Annotated in this window: 26 protein-coding genes; 24 read left to right on the top strand and 2 right to left on the bottom strand. The window is 68.6% G+C overall.

Annotated features, from left to right (window positions below; translation table 11 throughout):
- The first annotated feature begins 26 nt into the window (after window positions 1–26).
- The 10 genes from nuoL to KF708C_RS19660 all read left to right on the top strand — a co-directional run bounded on the left by nuoL (window position 27) and on the right by KF708C_RS19660 (window position 10,400).
- Window positions 27–2,141, top strand: a complete 2,115-nt coding sequence (gene nuoL, locus KF708C_RS19705) for an NADH-quinone oxidoreductase subunit L (protein WP_020203641.1) — start codon at window positions 27–29, stop codon at window positions 2,139–2,141.
- 13 nt (window positions 2,142–2,154) lie between these two features.
- Window positions 2,155–3,621 carry an NADH-quinone oxidoreductase subunit M gene (locus tag KF708C_RS19700; protein WP_029043744.1) on the top strand — a complete coding sequence of 489 codons (1,467 nt, stop codon included), beginning with the start codon at window positions 2,155–2,157 and terminating at the stop codon, window positions 3,619–3,621.
- A gap of 18 nt (window positions 3,622–3,639) precedes the next feature.
- On the top strand, window positions 3,640–5,115 hold the full coding sequence (gene nuoN / locus KF708C_RS19695) for an NADH-quinone oxidoreductase subunit NuoN (RefSeq protein ID WP_029043745.1): 1,476 nt from the start codon (window positions 3,640–3,642) through the stop codon (window positions 5,113–5,115).
- Between the two features lie 19 nt (window positions 5,116–5,134).
- On the top strand, window positions 5,135–5,443 hold the full coding sequence (locus KF708C_RS19690) for a DUF2818 family protein (protein ID WP_020203644.1): 309 nt from the start codon (window positions 5,135–5,137) through the stop codon (window positions 5,441–5,443).
- A 63-nt stretch (window positions 5,444–5,506) separates the two neighbouring features.
- Window positions 5,507–6,136: an NUDIX domain-containing protein gene (locus tag KF708C_RS19685; RefSeq protein ID WP_059413054.1), complete on the top strand. Its 630-nt coding sequence runs from the start codon at window positions 5,507–5,509 to the stop codon at window positions 6,134–6,136.
- A gap of 235 nt (window positions 6,137–6,371) precedes the next feature.
- Window positions 6,372–6,827 carry a DUF1178 family protein gene (locus tag KF708C_RS19680; RefSeq protein ID WP_020203646.1) on the top strand — a complete coding sequence of 152 codons (456 nt, stop codon included), beginning with the start codon at window positions 6,372–6,374 and terminating at the stop codon, window positions 6,825–6,827.
- Between the two features lie 93 nt (window positions 6,828–6,920).
- A complete protein-coding gene (locus tag KF708C_RS19675; RefSeq protein ID WP_059412987.1) occupies window positions 6,921–8,123 on the top strand; it encodes an acyl-CoA dehydrogenase family protein in 1,203 nt (400 codons plus the stop codon).
- A gap of 13 nt (window positions 8,124–8,136) precedes the next feature.
- Entirely contained in the window at window positions 8,137–9,255 is a 1,119-nt protein-coding gene (locus KF708C_RS19670) for an acyl-CoA dehydrogenase family protein (RefSeq protein ID WP_059412986.1), read from the top strand.
- Window positions 9,256–9,369: 114 nt separating this feature from the next.
- A complete protein-coding gene (locus tag KF708C_RS19665) occupies window positions 9,370–9,819 on the top strand; it encodes a MaoC family dehydratase (RefSeq protein ID WP_020203649.1) in 450 nt (149 codons plus the stop codon).
- 101 nt (window positions 9,820–9,920) lie between these two features.
- The gene (locus KF708C_RS19660) at window positions 9,921–10,400 is read left to right on the top strand and encodes a MaoC family dehydratase (RefSeq protein WP_020203650.1); all 480 of its coding nucleotides are present in this window, start codon (window positions 9,921–9,923) and stop codon (window positions 10,398–10,400) included.
- Here the strand turns inward: KF708C_RS19660 and KF708C_RS36930 are convergent.
- Window positions 10,391–10,519, bottom strand: coding sequence for a hypothetical protein (locus KF708C_RS36930; protein WP_269432161.1), 129 nt, complete (start codon window positions 10,517–10,519; stop codon window positions 10,391–10,393). The two genes, KF708C_RS19660 and KF708C_RS36930, sit on opposite strands and share 10 nt — an antisense overlap.
- A 354-nt stretch (window positions 10,520–10,873) precedes the next feature.
- On the opposite strand from KF708C_RS36930, the gene urtA reads away from it, so the two are divergent.
- The 14 genes from urtA (at window position 10,874) to KF708C_RS19590 (ending at window position 24,263) form a co-directional block, all read left to right on the top strand.
- Entirely contained in the window at window positions 10,874–12,139 is a 1,266-nt protein-coding gene (gene urtA, locus KF708C_RS19655) for an urea ABC transporter substrate-binding protein (protein ID WP_029043746.1), read from the top strand.
- Between the two features lie 269 nt (window positions 12,140–12,408).
- Complete coding sequence (gene urtB, locus KF708C_RS19650; RefSeq protein ID WP_052165896.1) at window positions 12,409–14,043, top strand: urea ABC transporter permease subunit UrtB; 1,635 nt, start codon at window positions 12,409–12,411, stop codon at window positions 14,041–14,043.
- The gene (gene urtC, locus KF708C_RS19645; RefSeq protein WP_029043747.1) at window positions 14,043–15,290 is read left to right on the top strand and encodes an urea ABC transporter permease subunit UrtC; all 1,248 of its coding nucleotides are present in this window, start codon (window positions 14,043–14,045) and stop codon (window positions 15,288–15,290) included. The genes urtB and urtC overlap by 1 nt, the downstream gene beginning before the upstream one ends.
- Window positions 15,287–16,135, top strand: a complete 849-nt coding sequence (gene urtD / locus KF708C_RS19640) for an urea ABC transporter ATP-binding protein UrtD (protein ID WP_059412985.1) — start codon at window positions 15,287–15,289, stop codon at window positions 16,133–16,135. The genes urtC and urtD overlap by 4 nt, the downstream gene beginning before the upstream one ends.
- Window positions 16,136–16,137: 2 nt before the next feature.
- Window positions 16,138–16,830, top strand: a complete 693-nt coding sequence (gene urtE, locus KF708C_RS19635) for an urea ABC transporter ATP-binding subunit UrtE (protein WP_059412984.1) — start codon at window positions 16,138–16,140, stop codon at window positions 16,828–16,830.
- 117 nt (window positions 16,831–16,947) lie between these two features.
- Window positions 16,948–17,823, top strand: a complete 876-nt coding sequence (locus tag KF708C_RS19630; protein WP_059412983.1) for an urease accessory protein UreD — start codon at window positions 16,948–16,950, stop codon at window positions 17,821–17,823.
- A 52-nt stretch (window positions 17,824–17,875) separates the two neighbouring features.
- A complete protein-coding gene (locus tag KF708C_RS19625; protein WP_020203657.1) occupies window positions 17,876–18,178 on the top strand; it encodes an urease subunit gamma in 303 nt (100 codons plus the stop codon).
- A 50-nt stretch (window positions 18,179–18,228) separates the two neighbouring features.
- Window positions 18,229–18,840 carry a HupE/UreJ family protein gene (locus KF708C_RS19620; protein ID WP_059412982.1) on the top strand — a complete coding sequence of 204 codons (612 nt, stop codon included), beginning with the start codon at window positions 18,229–18,231 and terminating at the stop codon, window positions 18,838–18,840.
- A 64-nt stretch (window positions 18,841–18,904) separates the two neighbouring features.
- Entirely contained in the window at window positions 18,905–19,210 is a 306-nt protein-coding gene (locus tag KF708C_RS19615) for an urease subunit beta (RefSeq protein WP_020203659.1), read from the top strand.
- Window positions 19,210–20,928 carry an urease subunit alpha gene (ureC, locus tag KF708C_RS19610; RefSeq protein WP_020203660.1) on the top strand — a complete coding sequence of 573 codons (1,719 nt, stop codon included), beginning with the start codon at window positions 19,210–19,212 and terminating at the stop codon, window positions 20,926–20,928. The genes KF708C_RS19615 and ureC overlap by 1 nt, the downstream gene beginning before the upstream one ends.
- A 20-nt stretch (window positions 20,929–20,948) precedes the next feature.
- Window positions 20,949–21,560 (top strand): urease accessory protein UreE, encoded by a 612-nt coding sequence (gene ureE / locus KF708C_RS19605; RefSeq protein ID WP_059412981.1) that lies wholly within the window; start codon window positions 20,949–20,951, stop codon window positions 21,558–21,560.
- Between the two features lie 37 nt (window positions 21,561–21,597).
- On the top strand, window positions 21,598–22,290 hold the full coding sequence (locus tag KF708C_RS19600; RefSeq protein ID WP_059412980.1) for an urease accessory protein UreF: 693 nt from the start codon (window positions 21,598–21,600) through the stop codon (window positions 22,288–22,290).
- A gap of 34 nt (window positions 22,291–22,324) precedes the next feature.
- Window positions 22,325–22,954 (top strand): urease accessory protein UreG, encoded by a 630-nt coding sequence (ureG, locus tag KF708C_RS19595; protein WP_020203664.1) that lies wholly within the window; start codon window positions 22,325–22,327, stop codon window positions 22,952–22,954.
- A 310-nt stretch (window positions 22,955–23,264) separates the two neighbouring features.
- Window positions 23,265–24,263, top strand: coding sequence for a threonine ammonia-lyase (locus tag KF708C_RS19590; RefSeq protein WP_020203665.1), 999 nt, complete (start codon window positions 23,265–23,267; stop codon window positions 24,261–24,263).
- Window positions 24,264–24,306: 43 nt separating this feature from the next.
- On the opposite strand, the gene KF708C_RS19585 is transcribed toward KF708C_RS19590, so the two are convergent.
- Window positions 24,307–24,693 (bottom strand): helix-turn-helix domain-containing protein, encoded by a 387-nt coding sequence (locus KF708C_RS19585; protein WP_020203666.1) that lies wholly within the window; start codon window positions 24,691–24,693, stop codon window positions 24,307–24,309.
- Between the last annotated feature and the right edge of the window lie 364 nt (window positions 24,694–25,057).

The following is a 25,057-nucleotide window of genomic DNA, read 5'->3' as shown; positions in this document are numbered from 1 at the left end:
TCCGACCGCACACCACTAAGCGTCCTATGGCAACCACGCTCGACCCCAACCTGCTACTGGCGATCCCGCTCGCACCGCTAGCCGGTGCAGCCATCGCCGGCCTGTTCGGCACCAAGTTTTTCAGCACGTTCTCCTCGGAGACGCGCGCCGGCCGCACGCTGGCCCACACCGTGACCATCCTCGGCGTGGCGATCTCCTGCCTGCTGTCGATCATCGTGCTGCTGGATGTGCTGAACGGCGCGAGCTTCAACGCCACGGTGTACGAGTGGATGACGATCGGCAGCCTCAAGATGGAAGTCGGCTTCCTGGTCGACTCGCTCACCGCGATGATGATGGTGGTGGTGACCTTCGTCTCGCTGATGGTGCACATCTACACCGTCGGCTACATGGCGGAAGACCCCGGCTACAACCGCTTCTTCGCCTACATCTCGCTGTTCACCTTCTCGATGCTCATGCTGGTCATGAGCAACAACTTCCTGCAGCTGTTCTTCGGCTGGGAAGCGGTGGGCCTGGTGTCATACCTGCTGATCGGCTTCTGGTACACCCGGCCGACGGCGATCTTCGCCAACCTGAAGGCCTTCCTGGTCAACCGCGTCGGCGACTTCGGCTTCATCCTCGGCATCGGCCTGCTGCTGGCCTACAGCGGCAGCATGAACTACACCGACGTGTTCGCCGCGCGCGACCAGCTCGCCACGATCCTGTTCCCGGGCACCGACTGGATGATGATCACGGTGGCCTGCATCTGCCTGTTCATCGGCGCGATGGGCAAGTCGGCCCAGTTCCCGCTGCACGTGTGGCTGCCGGACTCGATGGAAGGCCCGACCCCGATCTCCGCGCTGATCCACGCCGCCACGATGGTGACGGCGGGCATCTTCATGGTCGCGCGCATGTCGCCGCTGTTCGAGCTGTCCGACACCGCGCTGTCCTTCGTGCTGGTGATCGGCGCGATCACCGCGCTGTTCATGGGCTTCCTGGGCATCATCCAGAACGACATCAAGCGCGTGGTGGCGTACTCCACGCTGTCGCAGCTCGGCTACATGACCGTGGCGCTGGGCGCCTCGGCCTACTCGGTGGCGGTGTTCCACCTGATGACCCACGCCTTCTTCAAGGCGCTGCTGTTCCTCGCGGCCGGCTCGGTCATCATCGGCATGCACCATGACCAGGACATCCGCAACATGGGCGGCCTGCGCAAGTACATGCCGATCACCTGGATCACCTCGCTGGTCGGTTCGCTGGCGCTGATCGGCACGCCGTTCTTCGCGGGCTTCTACTCCAAGGACTCGATCATCGAGGCGGTGGCGGAATCGCACATCGCCGGTTCGGGCTTCGCCTACTTCGCGGTGCTGGCCGGCGTGTTCGTCACGGCGTTCTACTCGTTCCGCATGTACTTCCTGGTGTTCCACGGCGAAGAGCGCTTCGGCAAGGCGCACGACGCGCACCACGCCCACGCGCACGGCCACGATGACCACGAGGAAGAGGAAGCCGGCCACGACGAGCATCATCACGGCCTGGCCCCGGGCCAGAAGCCGCACGAGTCGCCGTGGGTGGTGACGCTGCCGCTGGTCATGCTGGCCATCCCCTCGGTGGTGGTCGGCGCGTTCGCCATCGGCCCGATGCTGTTCGGCGACTTCTTCAAGAACGGCGTGGCCTTCAAGAACGTGATCTACGTCGGCGAGAACCATCATGCGATGGAAGAGCTGGCCGAAGCCTTCCACGGCTGGGTGGCGATGGGCCTGCACTCGCTGACCACGCCGGTGTTGTGGCTGGCCATCGCGGGCGTGGTGCTGTCGTGGTTCTTCTACATGAAGCGCCCGGACATCCCCGCCGCGATCAAGCAACGCTGCTCGGGCCTGTACACGCTGCTCGACAACAAGTACTACATGGACGCCATCAACGAGGCCGTGTTCGCGCGCGGCGCGCGCCTGCTGGGCACCGGCCTGTGGAAGGGCGGCGACCAGGGCCTGATCGACGGCCTGGTGGTCAACGGCGCGGCCCGCGTGGTGGGATGGTTCGCATCGGTCAGCCGCTACCTGCAGTCCGGCTACATCTACCACTACGCATTCGCCATGATCCTGGGCATGCTGGTGCTGCTGTCGCTGACGGTGTTCGGCACCTCGTTCGCCACGGTGGGCGCCAAGTAAGGAAAACAAGAAAATGGTTCTGTCTTTCGCTATCTGGCTGCCTATCTTCTTTGGCTTGCTAGTCCTTGCCTCCGGGTCTGACCGCAGTCGCTGCTACGTGCGCTGGATGGCGCTGTTCGGCTCGGTCGTCAGCTTCGTCGCCACGCTGCCCCTGGTCTTCCACTTCGACCGCTCCACGGCTGCCATGCAGTTCGTCGAGAAGTCGGCCTGGATCGAGCGCTTCAGCATCAACTACCACCTCGGCGTCGACGGCATCTCGATGTGGTTCGTGGTGCTGACGGCCTTCATCACGGTGATCGTGGTGATCTCGGCCTGGGAAGTGATCACCGAGCGCGTGGCCGAGTACATGGCCGCGTTCCTGATCCTGTCCGGCCTGATGGTCGGCGTGTTCAGCGCGCTCAACGGCATGCTGTTCTACGTGTTCTTCGAAGCCACCCTGATCCCGATGTACATCATCATCGGCGTGTGGGGCGGTCCGAACCGCGTGTACGCGGCCTTCAAGTTCTTCCTCTACACGCTGCTCGGCTCGCTGCTGACGCTGGTCGCGCTGCTGTACCTGTACAGCAAGACCGGCACCTTCGACATCCTCGAATGGCACCAGGCCAGGCTGTCGATGAACGAGCAGATCGGCCTGTTCATCGCCTTCTTCCTGGCCTTCGCGGTCAAGGTGCCGATGTGGCCGGTGCACACCTGGCTGCCCGACGCCCACGTGGAGGCGCCGACCGGCGGCTCGGTGGTGCTGGCCGCCATCATGCTGAAGCTGGGCGCCTACGGCTTCCTGCGGTTCTCGCTGCCGATCGCGCCCGACGCGAGCCACAGCCTGGCGGGGTTCATCATCGCCATCTCGCTGATCGCGGTGATCTACATCGGCCTGGTGGCGCTGGTGCAGGCCGACATGAAGAAACTGGTGGCGTATTCGTCGATCGCCCACATGGGTTTCGTCACGCTCGGCTTCTTCATCTTCAACGAGATCGGCCTGGAAGGCGGCATCGTGCAGATGATCTCGCACGGCTTCGTCTCGGGCGCCATGTTCCTGTGCATCGGCGTGCTGTATGACCGCATGCACTCGCGCCAGATCGCCGACTACGGCGGCGTGGTGAACACCATGCCGAAGTTCGCCGCGCTGTCGGTGTTCTTCGCGATGGCCAACTGCGGCCTGCCGGCCACCTCGGGTTTCGTCGGCGAGTTCATGGTCATCCTGGGCGCGGTCAAGTTCAATTTCTGGATCGGCCTGCTGGCGGCCACCGCGCTGATCCTGGGCGCCGCCTATTCGCTGTGGATGGTCAAGCGCGTGATCTTCGGCGACGTGGTGAACAAGCACGTGGCCGAGCTGATCGACCTGAACAAGCGCGAGTTCTTCATGCTCGGCCTGCTGGCGATCATGACCCTGTACATGGGCCTGTATCCGAAACCCTTCACCGACGTCATGCACGCTTCCGTGGTGAACCTGCTGTCGCACGTGGCGCAGTCGAAGCTGTAATCGGGAAGAGAAACAAACATGCAACCGTCCTCGACACTGGCACCTGTGGCGCCAATCATCTTCCTGGCGATCTCGATTGCCGCGGTCAACTGGATCGACCTGGCGCGCGGGCGCAAGCGCACCAGCCTGGCCTATCCGCTGTCGCTGCTGATCACGCTGGTGCTGACCTTCTGGTTCGGCCTCAACGCCGCCGCCGGCGACACCCACTACGCGTTCTCCAACCTGGTGGTGGTGGATCCGATGGCCAACGTGCTGTCGGCGTTCTGCTCGGCCGCGCTGTTCATCACGCTGGTCTACACGCGCGGCTACCTGGCTCAGCGCGACATGTACAACGGCGAGTTCTACATGCTCGCGCTGTTCACGCTCGGCGGCCAGATCGTCATGATCACCGGCAACAACTTCCTGACCCTGTACCTGGGCCTGGAACTGCTGTCGCTGGCGTCCTACGCGCTGGTGGCCCTGCGCCGCGACAACCGCGTGACCTCCGAATCGGCCATCAAGTACTTCGTGCTCGGCGCGCTGGCCTCGGGCTTCCTGCTGTACGGCATGTCGATGCTGTACGGCGCCACCGGCTCGCTGAACCTCGGCGAAGTGTTCCGCGTGGTCGAGTCGGGCCGCGTCAACACCACCATGCTGGCCTTCGGCGTGGTCTTCATCGTGTCCGGCATCGCCTTCAAGATGGGCGCGGCGCCGTTCCACATGTGGATCCCGGACATCTACCAGGGCTCGCCGACCGCGGTGACGCTGCTGATCGCCGGCGCGCCGAAGCTGGCCGCGTTCGCGATGGCGCTGCGCCTGCTGGTCGAAGGCCTGCTGCCGCTGGCGGTGGACTGGCAGCTGATGCTGGTCGTGCTGGCCGTGGCCTCGCTGGCGATCGGCAACCTGACCGCCATCGTGCAGACCAACCTCAAGCGGATGCTGGCGTACTCCACCATCTCGCACATGGGCTTCCTGCTGCTGGGCATGCTGTCCGGCGTGGCCGGCGGCAGCGCCGAGGGCGCCGCCGGCGCCTACGGCGCGTCGATGTTCTACGCCGCGACCTACGTGCTGACCACGCTGGGCACCTTCGGCATCGTGCTGCTGCGCGCCGGCAAGGACTTCGAGGCCGAGACCCTGGACGACCTCAAGGGCCTGTCGCGCAAGAACCCGTGGTTCGCGCTGCTGATGCTGGTGATGATGTTCTCGCTGGCCGGCATCCCGCCGACCGTGGGCTTCTACGCCAAGCTGGCCGTGCTCGAGGCGGTGGTCAAGAGCGGCATGACCTGGCTGGCCGTGGTGGCGGTGCTGTTCTCGCTGATCGGCGCGTTCTACTACCTGCGCGTGGTCAAGCTGATGTACTTCGACGCGCCGGCCGACGAGCACAAGCTGGAGTCGTCGTTCGGCCTGCGCTCGATGCTGAGCCTGAACGGCGCGCTCATCATCGGCCTGGGCCTGTTCCCGTCGGCGCTGATGAACCTGTGCTACCAGGCCATCCGCGCCACGCTGGCGTCGTGAAGTCAGGCGGCGCAGGCAGATGAGCTCGTCCGCGGCAGGCTGGTTTGTCATCTTGCTGGCACTTGTGTGTGCCAACCTGCCGTTCGTCAACCAGCGGCTGTTCGCCGTGATCCCGCTGCGCTTCGCCAGGAAGCCGCTGTGGGTCCGGCTGGCCGAGTTGATCACCTGGTACGTGTGCGCCGGCCTGGCCGGCTTCGCGGTGGAGGCTGGCCTCGGCAACGCCTTCCCGCAGGGCTGGCAGTTCTACGCCATCACCGCCTGCATGATGCTGGTGTTCGCCTTCCCCGGCTTCACCTGGCAATACCTCGTCAAACATCGCGCGGCCTGAGGCCCGGGCAGTGAAGGCGCCCGGCCGGCCGTGCCCGGACCCGGAGCTTTCATGAGCGACACGATGGACACAGCCGCGGCCAATGCCGGCCACGGCGATCCCGCCGCCGGCGACGATCTCGCCCTCAGGGAAACCTGCGTGGCCTCCGCCACGCTGCACCAGGGCAAATTCCTCACGCTCAGGCAGGACATCGTCAGGTTGCCCGACGGCAAGCATGCCGGGCGCGAGTACGTGCTGCATCCCGGCGCGGTGATGATGATCCCGCTGTTCGACGACGGCACCGTGCTGATGGAGCGGCAGTTCCGCTATCCGGTCGGCGAGGTGATGCTCGAATTCCCGGCCGGCAAGCTCGACCCCGAGGAAGGCGCGCTGCGCTGCGGCGAGCGCGAGCTGCGCGAGGAAACCGGCTACAGCGCGCGGCGCTGGGACTACCTCACGCGCATCCACCCGGTCATTTCCTACTCCACCGAGTTCATCGACATCTTCCTCGCGCGCGACCTGGCCGCGGGCGAGGCCGAGCTCGACGACGGCGAATTCCTGGAAACCTTCATCGTGCCCGCGGGGCAGGTGCTGGACTGGGTGCGCGCCGGCCGCATCACCGACGTCAAGACCATCATCGGCGCGTTCTGGCTCGAGAAAGTGATCTCTGGAGCCTGGCAGCCCGGCGAACAGGCGCTGCCCGGCCCGCGCTGAGGCGCGCCGGCGCTTTCCCCGGCCACATCCGGCCATGCCCGGCGCGGCGCCGGGCATGCGCGTAGAATCCCATTCCTTAGCCGTGCGTGCGCGGCCATGCCCCGGCTTTTCCACCTTTTCCACCGTGCGGAACACGCGCGGGAGGCCGGCCGGGCAAGGTCGCAAAAAAATTAGCACGACCGTTCACAAAATTCCGTTTCGCGGATACTATAGCTTTCGACGGGCTGGAAACATCATGAAGGTGCTCGACCTGCGCTGCGCGCAAGACCATCGTTTCGAGGGCTGGTTTGCTTCGGAGGACGATGCGCAGGCGCAGATTTCGCAGAAACTCGTCCAATGCCCGATCTGCGCCGACCATGCCATCACCCGGTTGCCCAGCGCGCCGCGCCTGAACCTGTCCGGCGCGGCCGCCGCGCCGGCGGGCAGGGCGGCCGCCGGGGCGCAAGCCCCGGGCGCGGCTCCGGTGACGCTGCAATCGCTCTACATGAAGGCGGTGAAGCAGGTGCTGGCGCAGACGGAGGACGTGGGCGAGCGCTTTGCCGAGGAGGCCAGGCGCATGCATTACGACGAGGCGCCGGAACGCGGCATCCGCGGCACGGCGTCCCCCGACGAAGTGCAGGCGCTTGCCGAAGAGGGCATCGATACCTTCCAGCTCGTGGTGCCGGCTGCGCTCAAGCAGACGGCTCACTGAACAGCGTCCTGTGCCCGCGGCAGTGTCTTGCCGGCGCATGACGCGCTAGCAAGAACAATTGCCGGTCCCAAACCGGCATCACTGGAGACGGGCATGGATCTCAACTACTCGGCGGCCGACGATGCCTTCCGCGCGGAAGTGCGCGCCTGGCTGGAGGCCAATCTGCCGGCCGACATCAGCAGCAAGATTCTCAACCATCGCCGCCCCAGCCGCGACGACCTGGTGCGCTGGCACAAGCTGCTGGCCGGCCGCGGCTGGTCCGCGCCGCACTGGCCCGTGGAATATGGCGGCACCGGCTGGAATGCCACCCAGCGCCATATCTGGGACGAGGAAAATGCCCGCGTCGGCGCGCCCGGCGTGCTGCCCTTCGGCGTGGCGATGGTCGCGCCCGTGATCATGAAGTACGGCAGCGAAGCGCAGAAGCAGTACTACCTGCCGCGCATCCTGGACTGCACCGACTGGTGGTGCCAGGGCTATTCCGAGCCGGGCTCGGGCTCCGACCTGGCCTCGCTCAAGACCCGCGCCGAGCTGACCGCCGACGGCAAGCACTACCTCGTCAACGGCCAGAAGACCTGGACCACGCTCGGCCAGCACGCCGACATGATCTTCTGCCTGGTGCGCACCGATCCCGAAGCCAAGAAGCAGGAGGGCATCTCGTTCCTGCTGATCGACATGAAGACGCCGGGCATCACCGTGCGCCCGATCATCATGCTCGACGAAGAGCACGAAGTGAACGAGGTGTTCTTCGACAACGTGCAGGTGCCGGTGGAAAACCGCGTCGGCGAGGAGAACCGCGGCTGGACCTACGCCAAGTACCTGCTCGGCCACGAGCGCACCGGCATCGCCCGCGTGGGCAACTCCAAGCGTGAACTGGGCTTCCTCAAGCGCGTGGCGAAGCAGCAGCAGAAGAACGGCCGCCCGCTGCTCGAAGACCCGCTGTTCGGCGCCAAGGTCGCCGCGCTGGAGATCGAGCTGATGGCGCTGGAGCTGACCGTGCTGCGCGTGGTGTCGAGCGAGAGCGCCGGCAAGGGCCCCGGCCCCGAGGCCTCGATGCTCAAGATCAAGGGCACCGAGATCCAGCAGATGCTGACCGAGTTGATGGTGGAGGCCGTCGGCCCCTACGCGCAGCCGTTCGACACCGCCTACCTGGAATGCGAGCACGACCACGCCGTCACCGGCTACGACGATGCCGCGCCGCTGGCCGCCTACTACTTCAACTATCGCAAGACCTCCATCTACGGCGGGTCCAACGAAATTCAGAAGAACATCATCAGCCAGATGATCCTGGGACTGTGAGGAGACACGCGACATGAACTTCAATCTCAGCGACGAACAGAAGCAGCTGGCCGATGCCATCCACCGCTTCATCGACAAGAGCTACGACTTCGAGACCCGCAAGAAGAACATCAAGTCCGCCAGCGGCCACGGCGACGCGGCCTGGGGCGCGCTGGTCGAGCTTGGCCTGACCGCGCTGCCGGTGCCGGAAGCGCAGGGCGGCTTCTCGGGCACCGCCGTCGACATGATGGTGGTGCAGCAGGAACTGGGCCGCGGCCTGGTGGTGGAGCCGTACCTCGCCACCGTGGTCGGCGCCTGCGCGCTCAAGCTGGCCGGCGGCCAGGACGCGCTGCTGGAGCAGGTCGCCGGCGGCGAGCTGAAGCTGGCGGTGGCCTTCAACGAGCCGCACGCGCGCTACGCGCTCAACGACGTGCGCGTCACCGCGAAGGACGGCAAGCTCAACGGCCGCAAGTCCGTGGTCCTCCACGGCGCGCAGGCCGGCAAGCTCATCGTCTCGGCGCGCACCGCCGGCGCCGATGCCGACACCGGCGGCATCTCGCTGTTCCTGGTCGACCCGCGGGCCGCCGGCGTCAGCGTCACCGACTACCGCACCATCGACAACCTGCGCGCCGCCGACATCGCCTTCCAGGATGCGCCGGGCGAACTGCTGGGCACCGCCGGCGCCGCGTGGGACGTGATCGAGCAGGTCGCCGACTACGCCGCCGTGCTGCTGTGCGCGGAAGCGGTCGGCGTGATCGACGCGCTCAACGCCGCCACGCTGGAATACGCCAAGACGCGCCAGCAGTTCGGCCAGCCCATCGCGCGTTTCCAGGCGCTGCAGCACCGCATGGTGGAGATGTTCATCCACGCCGAGCAGTCGCGCTCGATCACGCTGCTGGCCGCCGCCCGCTTCGACGAGGCCAGCCCCGCCGAGCGCCGCCGCCTGGCCTCCGCCGCCAAGGCGCGCGTGGGGCAGGCGGCCCGCTCGGTCGGGCAGGAAGCGGTGCAGATCCACGGCGGCATGGGCGTGACCGACGAACTGCCGGCCGCGCACATGTTCAAGCGGCTGACGCTGATCAACACCACCTTCGGCGACGTCGACCACCACCTGGGCCGCTTCGCGGCGCAGCCCGGTTTCCTGGAAACCGCCTGATCCGGGAACGTGACAGAAACCGCGCCGCAGTCCGGGCGCGGTTTTTTTTCATGCCGCGGCCACCGCCGCGCCACATGCCACCCGCCACACGCCACAGAAGGAAAAGGAGCATCCATGCCTTCCCTGTATTTCGAAGACTTCACCGTCGGCAGCAAGCGCGACCTCGGCTCGCACCTCGTGACCGAGGAGGAGATCCTCGCCTTCGCGCGCCAGTACGATCCGCAGCCCTTCCACGTCGACAAGGACGCGGCGCAGAACAGCATCTACAAGGGCCTGATCTCGAGCGGCTGGATGACCTGCTCGATCATGATGCGGCTGCTGGTGGACAACATGACCTCCAAGTCGGCCAGCATGGGCTCGCCCGGCGTGGACGAGATCCGCTGGCTCAAGCCGGTCTACGCCGGCGACACGCTGAGCGTGTCGCTGGTGGTGCTCGACGCGCGCGCGTCCACCTCCAAGCCGGACCGCGGCGTGATCCACACCCAGTGGGAAGCCACCAACCAGCGCGGCGAGCTGGTCTGCACGGTCAAGGGCATGGGCATGTACGGCCGCCGCCCGGCCTGAGGCCGTTGCCAGCCCGCCTGCATCAAGGCATCATCTGGCGGCGCCGGCCCGCGCCGCTTTCGCCATCTTCGCCACCCCCGCGACAACAACAAGGAGACACCATGCGTACCATCGCTTCGCTCGAAGAACTGGAAAGCCTGCAAGGCCAGGAAGTGGCCGTCAGCGACTGGATCGAAGTCACCCAGCACCAGGTCAACCAGTTCGCCGAAGCCACCGGCGATCATCAATGGATCCACGTCGACGTGGAGCGCGCGCGCCGCGAGTCGCCGTTCGGCGGCCCGGTGGCGCACGGCTTCCTCACGCTGTCGCTGCTGCCCGCGTTCCTGCACAACGCGCTCGACATGCCCGGCGTGAAGATGGGCGTGAACTACGGCCTGAACCGCGTGCGCTTCACCGCGCCGGTGCCGGTCGGCAGCCGCCTGCGCGCGCGCGTGAAGCTGCTCTCGGTGGAGCGCCTCGAGCCGCTGCCCAACGCGCCCGCGCTGGTCGGCGCCCAGTCGATCTGGGAAGTCACGGTGGAGCGTGAAGGCAGCGAGCGGCCCGTGTGCGTGGCGGAGTCGATCACGCGCCGCTACTCGTAGCGCCGGCTCGCGGCACCGACGCATAGCACCCACAGCACCGCATGGCCGGGCGCGCCTGCCGCGCCCGGCGCGTATTTCTCGCCGACGCGCGCCGCCGCCCACGCCGCGGCGGTTCGCATCGACCCCTCCCCGCACCACGAAGCCGCCGCGCCAGTCCCGTCGCCGGTTGCGCCGTTCATTCCCCCTGGTTCCCCACCGCCATTCGCATCCGCGGAACGGCCGCCGCGCACCACGGCGCGGCAGTCCAGCCGGCGCGCGCGGCCGCGCATGCCCCAATCTGAGTCTGGCCGCCGCCGCGCACAGAGTTGGTGCACATACATAGCGCACAGTCGTGGTGCGCAGGGCTTTCCCCCGCCACCGGAAGCACGCCACGGCTCGCCCCGCGGCGCCCGGCGCTCATGGCACGCTAGTTGCAGATACGTTACTTGGGGTGCGTTGTTCCTTATCAAACACGAGACAATCTGGGAGCTGCAATGAAACGACGTGACATGCTGAAGCTGTCGGCGGTAGCCGCCGCGGCGCTTTTCGCAACGGCCGGGGTCAGCCCGCTGGCGATGGCGCAGTCCAAGGATCCGATCAAGGTCGGTGTCCTGCATTCGTTGTCCGGCACCATGGCCATTTCCGAAACGTCGCTCAAGGACGTGGCGCTGATGACCATCGACGAGATCAACAAGAGCGGCGGCGTGCTCGGCCGCAAGCTCGAGCCGGTGGTGGTCGATCCGGCCTCCAACTGGCCGCTGTTCGCCGAGAAGGCGCGCCAGCTCGTCACCAACGACAAGGTCGCCGTGACCTTCGGCTGCTGGACCTCGGTGTCGCGCAAGTCGGTGCTGCCGGTCTACGAGGAACTCAACGCGCTGCTGTTCTACCCGGTGCAGTATGAAGGCGAGGAGATGTCCAAGAACGTCTTCTACACCGGCGCGGCGCCCAACCAGCAGGCCATCCCCGCGGTCGAGTACCTGATGAGCAAGGAAGGCGGCGGCGCCAAGCGCTTCTTCCTGCTGGGCACCGACTACGTCTACCCGCGCACCACCAACAAGATCCTGCGCGCCTTCCTCAAGAGCAAGGGCGTGGCGGACAAGGACATCGAAGAGGTCTACACGCCGTTCGGCCACAGCGACTACCAGACCATCGTCGCCAACATCAAGAAGTTCTCGCAGGGCGGCAAGACCGCGGTGATCTCCACCATCAACGGCGACTCCAACGTGCCGTTCTACAAGGAGCTCGGCAACGCCGGCCTGAAGGCCAAGGACGTGCCGGTGGTGGCCTTCTCCGTGGGCGAGGAAGAACTGCGCGGCATCGACACCAAGCCGCTGGTCGGCCACCTGGCCGCGTGGAACTACTTCATGTCGGTCAAGAACCCGACCAACGACGCCTTCAAGAAGGAATGGGCGGCGTGGGTCAAGGCCAACAACCTGCCGGGCGGCGACAAGCGCGTGACCAACGACCCGATGGAAGCCACCTACGTCGGCATCCACATGTGGGCGCAGGCCGTGAAGAAGGCCGGCAGCACCGATCCGGACAAGGTGCGCGCGGCCATGTACGGCCAGACCTTCAAGGCCCCGGACGGCTTCACGCTGACGATGGGCGACAACCACCACCTGTACAAGCCGGTGATGATCGGCGAAGTCAAGGGCGACGGCCAGTTCACGGTGGTGTGGAAGACGCCGAAGCCGATCCGCGCGCAGCCGTGGAGCCCGTTCATCTCCGGCAACGAAGGCAAGCCGGACAAGGTGATGTAAGCCGGCGGCGCAAGCCGCCGCGCGATGCCGGCGCGAGGCGCGCTGCCTCTCCCGCCGGGCCGCGGCGCGGGGCAGGGGCGGGCCGGCAACGCGCCGCGCCGGCCCGCGCCGCCGCCGCGCGCGGCACCGTCAGAAGGCCCGAAGGCCAGCCGGTCTGAAGGCCGGCCCTTTCTTCCGCCCTGTCCGCCGGGCGGAAGCCGCCCGCATCGCTGCGCCCCCAAGTACAAGAGACGCGACCCGAAGCGCGCAACCAGGACTCCGCCAGCCCTATGCACCGATCCTTTTCCCTTTCCGCCTTGCCCTGGCTGCGCGCCATGCTGGCCGCGCTGCTGCTGGCCGCGGCGCCGCTGTGGGCCGCGCCGCTCACGCAGGCCGACCTCAAGCCGCTGGCCGAGGACGACTTCGACGCCAAGACCGCCGCGCTGACCGCGCTGGCCAAGGCGCCGCCGGAACAGGCCGGCCCCATCCTCAAGGCGCTGCAGGACGACGCGCTGCAATACGCGCCGTCGGTCGGCATGGTGCGCCAGGACGGCGACAAGACCCTCGACGCGATCACCGGCAAGCCCGTGGCCGTGAAGGCTGACGAGCTCGAATCGCTCACGCTCAACAACAGCCTGCGCGCGCTGGTGGACAGCGCCGCCAGCAGCATGCTGCTGCAGTCGCCCGACGCCACGGTGCGCGCGCAGGCCGTCGACACGCTGCTGGACCAGCCCGGCAGCGCCTCGCGCGAGACCGTGGAAGCCGCGCGCAAGGCCGAGGCCGACGCCGGCCTGCGCGCCAAGCTCGACGTGATCTGGGCCAACATCGTGCTGGCCGAAGGCAGCCGCGACGACCGCCTCGAGGCGGTCCGCATCCTCGGCCGCGACAGCAACCCGCAAAGCCGGCAGAAGCTCCAGCCGCTGGTGGAGAAGGACGCCGCCGGCAACTACCGCGAGCCCGACGCCGAGCTGCGCGGCGCCGCCCAGCAGGCGCTCGACGCGCTGCGCGGCGACCAGCGCCGCGCCGAGCTGATCGGCAACCTGTTCGCCGGGCTGAGCCTGGGCAGCGTGCTGCTGCTGGCCGCACTCGGGCTGGCCATCACCTACGGCCTGATCGGCGTCATCAACATGGCGCACGGCGAATTCCTCATGATCGGCGCCTATGCCACCTACATGGTGCAGGGCGTGTTCCGCGCGCACTTCGCCGGCGCCTTCGACTGGTATCTGCTGGCGGCGCTGCCGGCCTCGTTCCTGGCCTCGGCCATCGTCGGCTTCGTACTCGAGCGGCTGGTGCTGCGCCATCTGTACGGGCGCCCGCTGGAAACCCTGCTGGCCACCTTCGGCGTGAGCCTGCTGCTGATGCAGGCGGTCCGCACGCTGTTCGGCGCGCAGAACGTGGAAGTGGCCAACCCGTCTTGGATGAGCGGCGGCATCGAATGGCTGCCGGGGCTGGTGCTGCCCTACAACCGCATGGTCATCATCGTGTTCGCGCTGGCCGTGGTGGCGGTGGCGTGGGGCGTGCTCAACCGCACGCGGCTCGGCCTGTTCGTGCGCGCCACCACGCAGAACCGCACCATGGCGGCCTGCGTGGGCGTGCGCACGTGGAAGGTGGACAGCTACGCGTTCGCGTTCGGCGCGGGCATCGCCGGGCTGGGCGGCTGCGCGCTGTCGCAGATCGGCAATGTCGGGCCCGACCTCGGCCAAGCCTACATCATCGACTCCTTCATGGTGGTGGTGCTGGGCGGCGTGGGCCAGCTGGCCGGCACCATCATCGGCGCCTTCGGCCTGGGCCTCGTCAACAAGTTCATCGAGCCGTTCTACGGCGCGGTGCTGGCCAAGATCTTCGTCCTGGTGCTGATCGTGCTCTTCATCCAGAAGCGCCCGCAGGGACTGTTCGCGCTCAAGGGGCGCAGCGCGGAGGCATGATGCAGACATCGACAAGCAATCCATCCGCAACGGGTTTCCGGCTGGCCGTGCCGGCGCGCCAGCCGCTGTTCACGCGGCGCGGCTGGTCGGCGCTGGTGGTGCTGGCGCTGATCGCCGCGGTGGGCGTGCCGGTGTGCGCGCTGCTGCTGCCAGAGGGCCATCCGCTGCACGTGTCGGCTTACGTGCTTACGCTGGTCGGCAAGATCATGTGCTTCGCGCTGGCCGCCATCGCGCTGGACCTGGTGTGGGGCTACTGCGGCATCCTCAGCCTCGGCCACGGCCTGTTCTTCGCGCTCGGCGGCTACGCGATGGGCATGTACCTGATGCGCTCGATCGGGCGCGAGGGCGTGTACAAGAGCGACCTGCCCGACTTCATGGTGTTCCTCGACTGGAAGGAGCTGCCGTGGTTCTGGCACGGCACCGGGCACCTCGGCTACGCGCTGCTGCTGGTGGTGCTGGTGCCGGGCGTGCTGGCGTGGCTGTTCGGCTTCTTCGCGTTCCGCTCGCGCATCAAGGGCGTGTACCTGTCGATCATCACGCAGGCCATGACCTATGCCGCCATGCTGCTGTTCTTCCGCAACGAGACCGGCTTCGGCGGCAACAACGGCTTCACCGACTTCAAGCGCATCGCCGGCTTCGCGGTGGCCGCGCCGCACACGCGCACCGCGCTGTTCGTGCTGACCTTCGCCGCGCTGCTGGCCGGCTTCATCGCCTGCCGCTACATCGTCACCTCCAAGCTCGGCCGCGTGGTCACGGCGGTGCGCGACGCCGAGATGCGCGTGATGTTCTCGGGCTACAACCCGCTCGGCTACAAGCTGTTCGTGTGGACCTTCTCGGCGGTGCTGTGCGGCATCGCCGGCGCGCTCTACGTGCCGCAGGTAGGCATCATCAACCCGGGCGAGATGTCGCCGGCCAATTCCATCGAGATGGCGGTGTGGGTGGCCGTGGGCGGGCGCGGCACGCTGATCGGACCGGTCATCGGCGCCTTCCTCGTCAACGGCGCCAAGACCATGTTCACGGCGTACTTCGCCGAATACTGGCTGTTCCTGCTCGGCGCCATGTTCGTGCTGGTCACGCTGTACCTGCCGGACGGCGTGATCGGCCTGCTCAAGCGGCTGCGCGGCGAGCCGGCGCGGCGCCAGCCCGCGCAGGGCGCGGCCCCGGCGGGCGCCTCGCCCGTCGTCACCCCATCGAATGCAAGCGAGGCGGCGCCGGCCGGCGCCACCCGCAGCGGAGGCGACGCATGAACGCGGCACTCGGAAACCAACAGGCGGAAAGCGGCGACGCCACCGGCCTCGGCCGCGTGCTGGAGCCGGGCGTCATCGATGTCTCGCACGGGCCCATCCTCTACCTGGAAGACGTCACCGTGCAGTTCGACGGCTTCCGCGCGCTCAACAACCTGTCGCTGTCGATCGACCACGGCGAGCTGCGCTGCGTGATCGGCCCCAACGGCGCCGGCAAGACCACCATGATGGACGTGATCACCGGCAAGACCGGGCCGCGCAACGCCAACGTGAGCGGGCGCGTGTTCCTCGGCCAGAGCATCGACCTGATGCGCATGACCGAGCCGAAGATCGCGCAGACCGGCATCGGCCGCAAGTTCCAGAAGCCCACCGTGTTCGAGCAGCACGAGGTGTGGGAGAACCTGGAGCTGGCCATGAAGGCCGACAAGCGCTGGTGGTCGTCGCTGCGCGCGCGGCTGGGCGCCGAAGGCCATCGCCGCATCGAGGAAACGCTGGCGCTGACCGGGCTCGAGGACGAGGCCTACCGCCCCGCGGGGCTGCTCTCGCACGGGCAGAAGCAGCGCCTGGAGATCGGCATGCTGCTGATGCAGCAGCCGCAGCTGCTGCTGCTCGACGAGCCGGTGGCCGGCATGACCGACGAGGAAACCATGCAGCTCGCCGCGCTGCTCAACAGCCTGCGCGGCACCTGCTCGATGATGGTGGTGGAGCACGACATGGAGTTCGTCGCCGCGCTGGCGGGCGACGCCGGCACCGTGACCGTGCTGGCCGAGGGCAGCCTGCTGGCCGAAGGCACGCTCGACGCGGTCAAGCGCGACGAGCGCGTGATCGAATCCTACCTGGGAAGATAACCATGCTGCAGGTCAACGCACTGAACCAGTTCTACGGCGGCAGCCACATCCTGCGCAACGTCAGCTTCGAGGTGCCGCAGGGCAAGCTGACCACGCTGCTGGGCCGCAACGGCGTGGGCAAGAGCACGCTGCTCAAATGCCTGATGGGCGTGGTGCCGACCAAGAGCGGCAGCATCAGCTGGGCCGGGCACGCGCTGGAGAAGAAGCCGCCCTACGAGCGCGTGGCCGCCGGGCTGGCCTACGTGCCGCAGGGCCGCGAGATCTTCCCGCGCCTGACCGTGGAAGAGAACCTGCTGATCGGCGCGGCCAGCCTCAAGCGCCCGAGCGGCGTGCCCGACCGCATCTACCAGCTGTTCCCGGTGCTGCGCAGCATGCGCGCGCGCCGCGGTGGCGACCTTTCCGGCGGGCAGCAGCAGCAACTGGCGATCGGCCGCGCGCTGATGAGCGAGCCGGAACTGCTGATCCTGGACGAGCCCACCGAAGGCATCCAGCCGTCCATCATCCAGGACATCGGCCGCGCGCTGCGGCTGCTGGTGGACGAGTTCGGCATGACCGTGCTGCTGGTGGAGCAGTACTACGAGTTCGCGCGCCACCTGGCCGACCACTACGTGGTGATGAGCCGCGGCGAGGTGGTGGCGAAGGGCGAGGGCGCGCGCATGGAAGAGGACGGGGTGCGGGAGCTGATCGCGGTGTGAGGCGGGCGGCAAGCTGCGCGCTGCGCCACCGCGATACCACTTCCAGCCGGCCGGGCCGCGCGCTATGATGCCCGCATCACGCGCGCCGCGCCGCCGGCGCCCGCTTTCCAGGTTCCCATGCGTCATCCGGATTTTCCTTCGACCGTTGCCGTGCCGCCCGCATGGGAGGCCAGCCTGCGCCTGGCGTTCGCCGCGCGCGGCGAACGCACCGCGCTGGTCGAGCGGCGCCACCGCGGCCCGCTGCTGGTGCAGAAGCCGCTCTATCCCGAAGGCGGCATCTGCCACGCGGTGATCCTGCATCCGCCCGCCGGCATCGCCGGCGGCGACAGCCTGGAGATCGGCCTGGCGGCGGGTGCCGGCGCGCATGCCGTGATCGCCACGCCGGGCGCGACCAAGTGGTACAAGTCGCTCGGCCGCGCGGCGGCGCAGCGCGTCACGCTAGAACTGGATGCGGGCGCGCGGCTGGACTGGCTGCCGCAGGAGAACATCGTGTTCGACGACGCGCATGCGTGCCTGTCCACCACGCTGACGCTGGCGCCCGGCGCCAGCGCGATCGGCTGGGATGCCGTGGTGCTGGGGCGCCAGGCCAGCGGCGAGACCTGGGCGCGCGGCACGCTGCGCATGGACACGCGCATCGCGCTGGCGGGCAGCCGGCGCGCGCTGTGGCTCGAAAGCGCGCGGCTCGACGCCGGCTCGGCGCTGCGCCGCGCGCCGGCCGGGCTGGACGGGCTCAACGTCATGGCCACGCTGTGGGCGGTGGGCGAGGGCGCCACGCCGGCGCTGGCCGAGGCGCTGGCGGAAACGCTGCCGTACCGCGCCGACCTGCGCGCCGGCGTGACGCGCCTCGAGCAGGACGGCCACGCCATGCTGCTGCTGCGCGTGCTGGGCGCGCGCATGGAAGACGTGCGCGCGCTGATGGTGCGGGCGTGGAGCGCGCTGCGCGAGCCCATCCACGGCGTGCCGGCGCGGCCGCTGCGCCTGTGGGCGACATGAGGGTCCGGCGCGGCGCCGGCACGGACAACAACGAAACAACGGGAATGCCGAGATGGAACTGACTCCGCGAGAGAAAGACAAGCTGCTGATCTTCACCGCCGCGCTGCTGGCCGAGCGCCGCCGCGCGCGCGGGCTCAAGCTCAACTACCCGGAAGCGGTGGCGCTCATCACCGCCGCCATCATGGAAGGCGCGCGCGACGGCCGCACCGTGGCCGAGCTGATGCACGAAGGCACCACCGTGCTGACGCGCGAGGACGTGATGGACGGCGTGGCCGAGCTGATCCCCGAGATCCAGGTCGAAGCCACCTTCCCGGACGGCACCAAGCTGGTCACGGTGCATCACCCGATCGTCTGAGGCGAGCCACGCCGCATCCTGTCCAACAAGAAAACACGAGGCATCAAGACATGAACCGTTCCACCCGCGCGCGCGCCATCGTCGGCGCCTCCCTGGCGCTGGCCAGCGCCGCCGCCATCGCCCATCCCGGCCACGATGCGGCCACCGTCGGCGCCAGCCTGTGGGCCGGCCTGCTGCATCCGTTCACCGGCATGGACCACCTGCTGGCGATGACCGGCGTGGGCGTGTGGAGCGCGCTGGGCGCGCGCTCGCCGCGCGAGGCGCTGCGCATGCCGTTCGTGTTCGTCGCGCTGATGCTGGCCGGCGCCGCGCTCGGGCTGGCGGGGGCGGGGCTGCCGCTGGTGGAGCCGATGATCGCCGCCTCGCTGCTGGTGATCGGCCTGCTGGTGGCGCTGCGCGCCAGGCTGCCGGCGTGGGCCGGCATGGCCATCGTCGGCGGCTTCGCCGTGTTCCACGGCTACGCGCACGGCGCCGAGCTGCCCACCGCGGCGGGCGCGCTGCCGGCCGCGGCCGCCTACGTGGGTGGCTTCACCGTGGCGACCATGATGCTGCACCTGAGCGGCATCGGCCTGGGCCAGGCGCTGCGCCGCCACGCCGGCTGGCTGGCGCGCGTGGCCGGCGCGGGCGTGGCGCTGTACGGCGTCGGCCTGATGGTGGCCTGATGTGGCTCGATGCGGCCCGGCGCCGCTTTCGCATCGCGTTGGAAACGTCGACAAGGAACCCGACATGATTCCCGGTGAACTGATGCCCGCCGAGGGCGAGATCGAACTCAACGCGGGCCGCCAGACGGTCAGCGTGACGGTGGCCAACACCGGCGACCGGCCGGTGCAGGTTGGCTCGCACTTCCATTTCTACGAGACCAATGCCGCGCTCGACTTTGACCGCGAGGCCGCGCGCGGCTTCCGCCTGAACATCGCCGCCGGCACCGCGGTGCGTTTCGAGCCGGGCCAGAGCCGCACGGTCGAGCTGGTGGCGCTGGCCGGCGCGCGCATCGTCTACGGCTTCAACGCCAAGATCATGGGAGCGCTGTGATGAGCGTGAAAATCTCCAGGCAGGCCTATGCCGAGATGTTCGGCCCCACCACCGGCGACCGCCTGCGGCTGGCCGACACCGGGCTGGTGATCGAAGTCGAGAAGGACTTCACCATCTACGGCGAGGAAGTGAAGTTCGGCGGCGGCAAGGTGATCCGCGACGGCATGGGCCAGAGCCAGCGCATGGCGAAGGATTGCGTCGACACCGTCATCACCAACGCGCTGATCGTCGACCACTGGGGCATCGTCAAGGCCGACATCGGCCTCAAGGACGGGCGCATCGCATCCATCGGCAAGGCCGGCAACCCGGACATCCAGCCCGGCGTGACCATCGTGGTCGGGCCCGGCACCGAGGTGATCGCGGGCGAGGGCATGATCGTCACCGCCGGCGGCATCGACAGCCACATCCACTTCATCTGCCCGCAGCAGATCGAGGAAGCGCTGATGAGCGGCGTCACCACCATGATCGGCGGCGGCACCGGGCCGGCCACCGGCACCTTCGCCACCACGGTGACGCCGGGGCCGTGGTTCATGGAGCGCATGCTGCAGGCGGTGGAGGCGTACCCGATGAACATCGGCCTGCTCGGCAAGGGCAACGCCAGCCAGCCGGGGCCGCTCACCGAGCAGGTCGAGGCCGGCGCCATCGGCCTCAAGCTGCACGAGGACTGGGGCACCACGCCGGCGGCCATCGACACCTGCCTGGGCGTGGCCGATGCCACCGACACCCAGGTCGCGATCCACACCGACACGCTCAACGAGGCCGGCTTCGTCGAGGCCACGGTGGCGGCGTTCAAGGGCCGCACCATCCATACGTACCACACCGAAGGCGCCGGCGGCGGCCACGCGCCCGACATCATCAAGGTGTGCGGCGAGGCCAACGTGCTGCCGTCGTCGACCAACCCGACGCGGCCCTACACGGTCAACACGCTCGACGAGCACCTCGACATGCTGATGGTGTGCCACCACCTCGATCCGTCCATCGCCGAGGACATCGCGTTCGCCGAGAGCCGCATCCGCCGCGAGACCATCGCCGCCGAGGACATCCTGCACGACCTCGGCGCGTTCTCGATGATCTCCAGCGACTCGCAGGCGATGGGGCGCGTGGGCGAGGTCATCATCCGCACCTGGCAGACCGCGCACAAGATGGCCGCGCAGCGCGGCAAGCTGCCCGGCGACCCCAACGACGCGCGCGGCGGGCATGACAACTTCCGCGTCAAGCGCTACATCGCCAAGTACACCATCAACCCCGCGCTCACGCACGGCATCGCCCACGAAGTGGGCTCGGTCGAGGTCGGCAAGTGGGCCGACCTGGTGCTGTGGAAGCCGGCCTTCTTCGGCGTCAAGCCGAGCCTGATCCTCAAGGGCGGCATGATCGCGGCGGCGGCGATGGGCGACCCCAACGCGTCGATCCCCACGCCGCAGCCGGTGCACTACCGCCCGATGTTCGCCGCGGCCGGGCGCGCGCTGCACAAGTCGTCGCTGACCTTCGTCTCGCAGGCCGCGCTGGCCGCCGGCGTGGGCGCGCGCTACGGGCTGGAGAAAACGCTCTCGGCGGTGCGCGGCACGCGCACCGTGGGCAAGCGCGACATGGTGCACAATGACTGGCAGCCGCACGTCACGGTCGATCCCGAGACCTACCAGGTTGTCGCCGACGGCCAGTTGCTGATGTGCGAGCCGGCCACCGTGCTGCCGATGGCGCAGCGCTATTTCCTGTTCTGAGTTTCCGTTTCGAGCCCGCCTTGCAGAAGATCGACAAACACCTGAGCGCCCCGCACGGCATCGCCGCCGTGCTGGTGCGCCGCGCGCCCAAGCTGGTGCTGCCCTTCGCCGAACGCAGCAAGAGCCGCCTGCGCGCCACGCTCGACAACGGCGAGGAAGTCGCCCTGTTCCTGCCGCGCGGCACCGTGCTGCGCGGCGGCGACCTGCTGGTCACGGAAGGCGGCGTGTTCGTCGAGGTGCAGGCCGCGGCGGAGTCGGTGCTGCAGGTCGGCGCGGCCGACCCGCAGGCGCTGATGCGCGCCGCCTACCACCTCGGCAACCGCCACACGCCGGTGGAAGTCGGGCGCGACTACCTGCGCCTCGAATACGACCCCGTGCTGGCCGACATGCTCGCGCGCCTGGGCGTGCGCGCCGAGCGCGCCGAACTGCCGTTCGAGCCGGAAGCGGGCGCCTATGGCGGCGGCCACAAGCATGGCCACGATGCCACCTTCGCCGAGGACTATGCGGCGGCGCAGGCGGTGTTCCACGAGCATCATGGGCACGATCACGATCACGATCATGGGCATTCGCATGGCCACTCGCACGATCATGAGCATCACGTGCATGACGAGCATTGCGGGCACAAGCATTGAGCGGTCGCCCGGCACGTAGCGCGCCGGCGATTCACCCATGACCCAGCTCTCCCAACTGCTCTCCCTCCTGCACCTGGCCTCGCCCGCGCTGCCGATCGGCGGTTTCAGCTATTCGCAGGGCCTGGAGGCGGCCATCGACTGCGGTCTGGTGCGCGATGCCGACAGCGCCGAGCAGTGGGTGCGCAGCAACCTGCTCGACGTGCAGGCGCAGTGCGAGGCGCCGGTGTGGCTGCTGCTGTTCCGCGCCTGGCGCGCGGGCGATGCCGGCGGCATGGCGCAGTGGAACGACTGGTTCCTCGCCACGCGCGAGAGCGCGGAGTTGCGGCTGGAGACCGGGCAGATGGGCTGGTCGCTGGCGCGGCTGGTCGCGCAGATGGAGTGGGGCGACAGTGCGCTGCGCGCGCAGCTCGCGGCGCTGTCGCCGGTGTGCCTGCCGACGGCCTTCGCCGCGGCGTGCGCGGCGCTCGGCGTGGACGAGCGCGACGGGTTGGCGGCCTATTGCTTCAGCTGGGCCGAGAACCAGGTGGCCGCGGCGCTCAAGGCGGTGCCGCTCGGGCAGGTGGCCGGCCAGCACATCCTGCGGCGGCTGCACGCGGCGGTGGCGGAGACGGTCGGCGAGGCGGCGCGCCGCGCCGACGCCGAGCCGCCCGAGCTGTCGACCTTCTCGCCGATGCTGGGCCTGCTGTCGGCCCGCCACGAAACCCAGTATTCCCGGCTGTTCCGTTCCTGAGCGGCCCATCTTCACCGAGATACGATTCCCGATCATGACCCAGGCCCGTACCAAGAAGAATCCCCCGCTGCGCGTCGGCGTGGGCGGCCCCGTCGGTTCCGGCAAGACCACCTTGCTGGAGATGCTGTGCAAGGCCATGCGCGAGCGCTATGACCTGGTGGCCATCACCAACGACATCTACACCAAGGAAGACCAGCGCCTGCTGACCATCTCGGGCGCGCTGCCGGCCGAGCGCATCATGGGCGTGGAGACCGGCGGCTGCCCGCACACCGCGATCCGCGAGGACGCCTCGATCAACCTCGAGGCGGTCGACCGCATGCTGGCGAAGTTTCCCGACGCCGACATCGTCTTCATCGAATCGGGCGGCGACAATCTCGCGGCCACCTTCAGCCCGGAATTGTCGGACCTGACCATCTACGTGATCGACGTGGCCGGCGGCGAGAAGATCCCGCGCAAGGGCGGGCCCGGCATCACCAAGTCAGACCTGCTGGTGATCAACAAGACCGACCTCGCGCCCTACGTCGGGGCCAACCTCGACGTGATGGAGAGCGACGCGCGCAAGATGCGCGGCGCGCGCCCGTTCGTGATGGGCAGCGTGAAGTCGGGGCAGGGGCTGGAGCAGGTGATCGCGTTCATCGAGCGCCAGGGCCTGCTGGCGGTGTAGGCTTGCCGCGCGCCGGCGGCATTTGCGCCGCCGGCCGCTTGTGGCATACTTTGCAGCCTATGCCCGCTGCCGTCTTCGCCCCTTCCTTGCCGTGCCACGCCACCGATTCCGGTGACGCCGCCGCACGCATGGGCGCAGCGCGGGCATGCCCGGTGCCTGCCGCCGTCTTCTCCTCTTCCGCTTTCTCCATCATTCGAATTATCCGGGGTCGCTGAGCTGCGGCTTTGGCTGGTGCTCGGTGGCCCGTGGTCCGTTTGAGCGCGCACGCCGCCCGGCCTGCGCGCGACTTCCGATCCGATGGAGAATCCCGATGTCCGACCTTCCCGAGCTGCGCGCGCACGCCAGCTATCCCGTCCTGGCCGAGATCCAGGACGCGGCGCAGCGCCTGCGCGGCAACGTGCTGGAAACCCCCGTGTGGCGCTGGCAGACCGGCGCCGTGCGGCAGCTCGACCCGGCCACCGAAGTGTGGCTCAAGATGGAGCTGTTCCAGATCACCGGCACCTTCAAGCTGCGCGGCGCGCTCAACAGCATGGCGCGGCTCGATGCCGGCGCGCGCCGGCGCGGCGTGGTGGCGGCGAGCGCCGGCAACCACGCGATGGCGGTGGCCTATGCCGCCCGGGTGGCGGGCGTGGACGCCAAGCTGGTGATGCCGGCCGGCGCCAGCCCGGCGCGCGTGGCGGCGTGCCGCGAGTGGGGCGCGCAGGTGCTGCTGCTGCCCGACGTGCATGCCGCCTTCGCGCACGCGCAGCAACTGGCGGCGCAGGAAGGCCGCACGGTGGTCCATCCGTTCGACGGCCCGCTGATCGCGCAGGGCACGGGCACGGTGGGGCTGGAGCTGATGCGCCAGGTGGCGGGGCTGGAGGCGGTGGTGGTGCCGGTGGGCGGCGGCGGCCTGTGCGCGGGCATCGCCGCGGCGGTCAAGCAGATCAACCCGGCCTGCAAGGTCTATGGCGCGGAGCCGGCCGGCGCCGACGCCATGACGCGCAGCTTCGAGGCGGGGCGCCCGCAGGTGCTGGAGCGCGTGGACACCATCGCCGACAGCCTCGGCGCGCCTTATGCGATGGACTACAGCTTCGGCGTGTGCAGCCGTTTCGTCGACGACATGGTGCGGGTCTCGGACGAGGCCATCCGCGAGGCCATGCGCATGCTCTACCGCGACATGAAGCTGGCGACCGAGCCGGCCACCGCGGTTTCCACCGCGGCCCTGCTGGGACCGCTGCGCGAGCGGCTCGAAGGCCGCAAGGTGGCGCTGGTGCTGTGCGGGGCCAACCTCGACGCGGCGCGCTTCGCCGAGCTGCTGGCGGCCTGACGGGCATCGGGGCGGGCGCCGGCTGGGCCGGCGCGCCGCCGCATCACATCTGCTGCTGCGCCCGCGCCGCGATCACGCGCGCCACCGAGGCGATGGCATCCTGCTCGGTGTCGTTCATCAGCGCCATGTGGCGCACGGTCACGCGCTGGGCCGGCGTGATGTTGAACTCCGCGCAGCGCTGCTCGAGCACCAGCGCGCCGCCGTCGCCCTTGCCGCTGCCGAAGTTCAGCATCTCGGCCGGGTTGACGCCGAGCGTGCCGGACAGCGCGCAGATGTTGATGAGGGAGACATTGCGCACGCCGCGCTCGATGCCGCTGAGGTAGGAACGCGCCATGCCGCTTTCCAGCGCGAGTTTTTCCTGCGACCAGCCGCGCTGCCTGCGAAGTTCCGCCAGGTGCAGCCCGAAGAGCTTGAGAGGATCACCGATCATGGCTCGATTCGTGGAGAAGGACGAAGCGAGGTTAAGGGTTTGACCTCTTTGTATCGACGCCTTATAGTAGGTCTCACTATGAGTGTCAGATGCGAACGGCAGGAAAGATACCGCAATCTGCTAGGAAAAGTCCGTCAAGTGCGGCTAATTGTTAAAGGAATGTAATAGGCCGGAGCGCGGCGTTCCGCCGCGTGCCGGCTCTCCGGCGGGGCGCGCCCGGGCAGGAGTGCCGGCGGTGCGTGCCCGGTCCGGCATCGCCATGATGCCCGCGGCCGGCGCGCCGGAACTTGTCCGATTGATACGGAGGCGGCACGGCCCGCGGGGAACGCCGGCAGGGCCGGGCGCGGCCACGCGGTCCCGCTCC

It is taken from the genome of Cupriavidus basilensis (assembly GCF_000876015.1).
GTDB classification, from domain to species: Bacteria; Pseudomonadota; Gammaproteobacteria; order Burkholderiales; family Burkholderiaceae; genus Cupriavidus; species Cupriavidus basilensis_B.
Note: the sequence above shows the minus strand (reverse complement) of the source record. Positions and strands in the feature narration are given on the sequence as shown.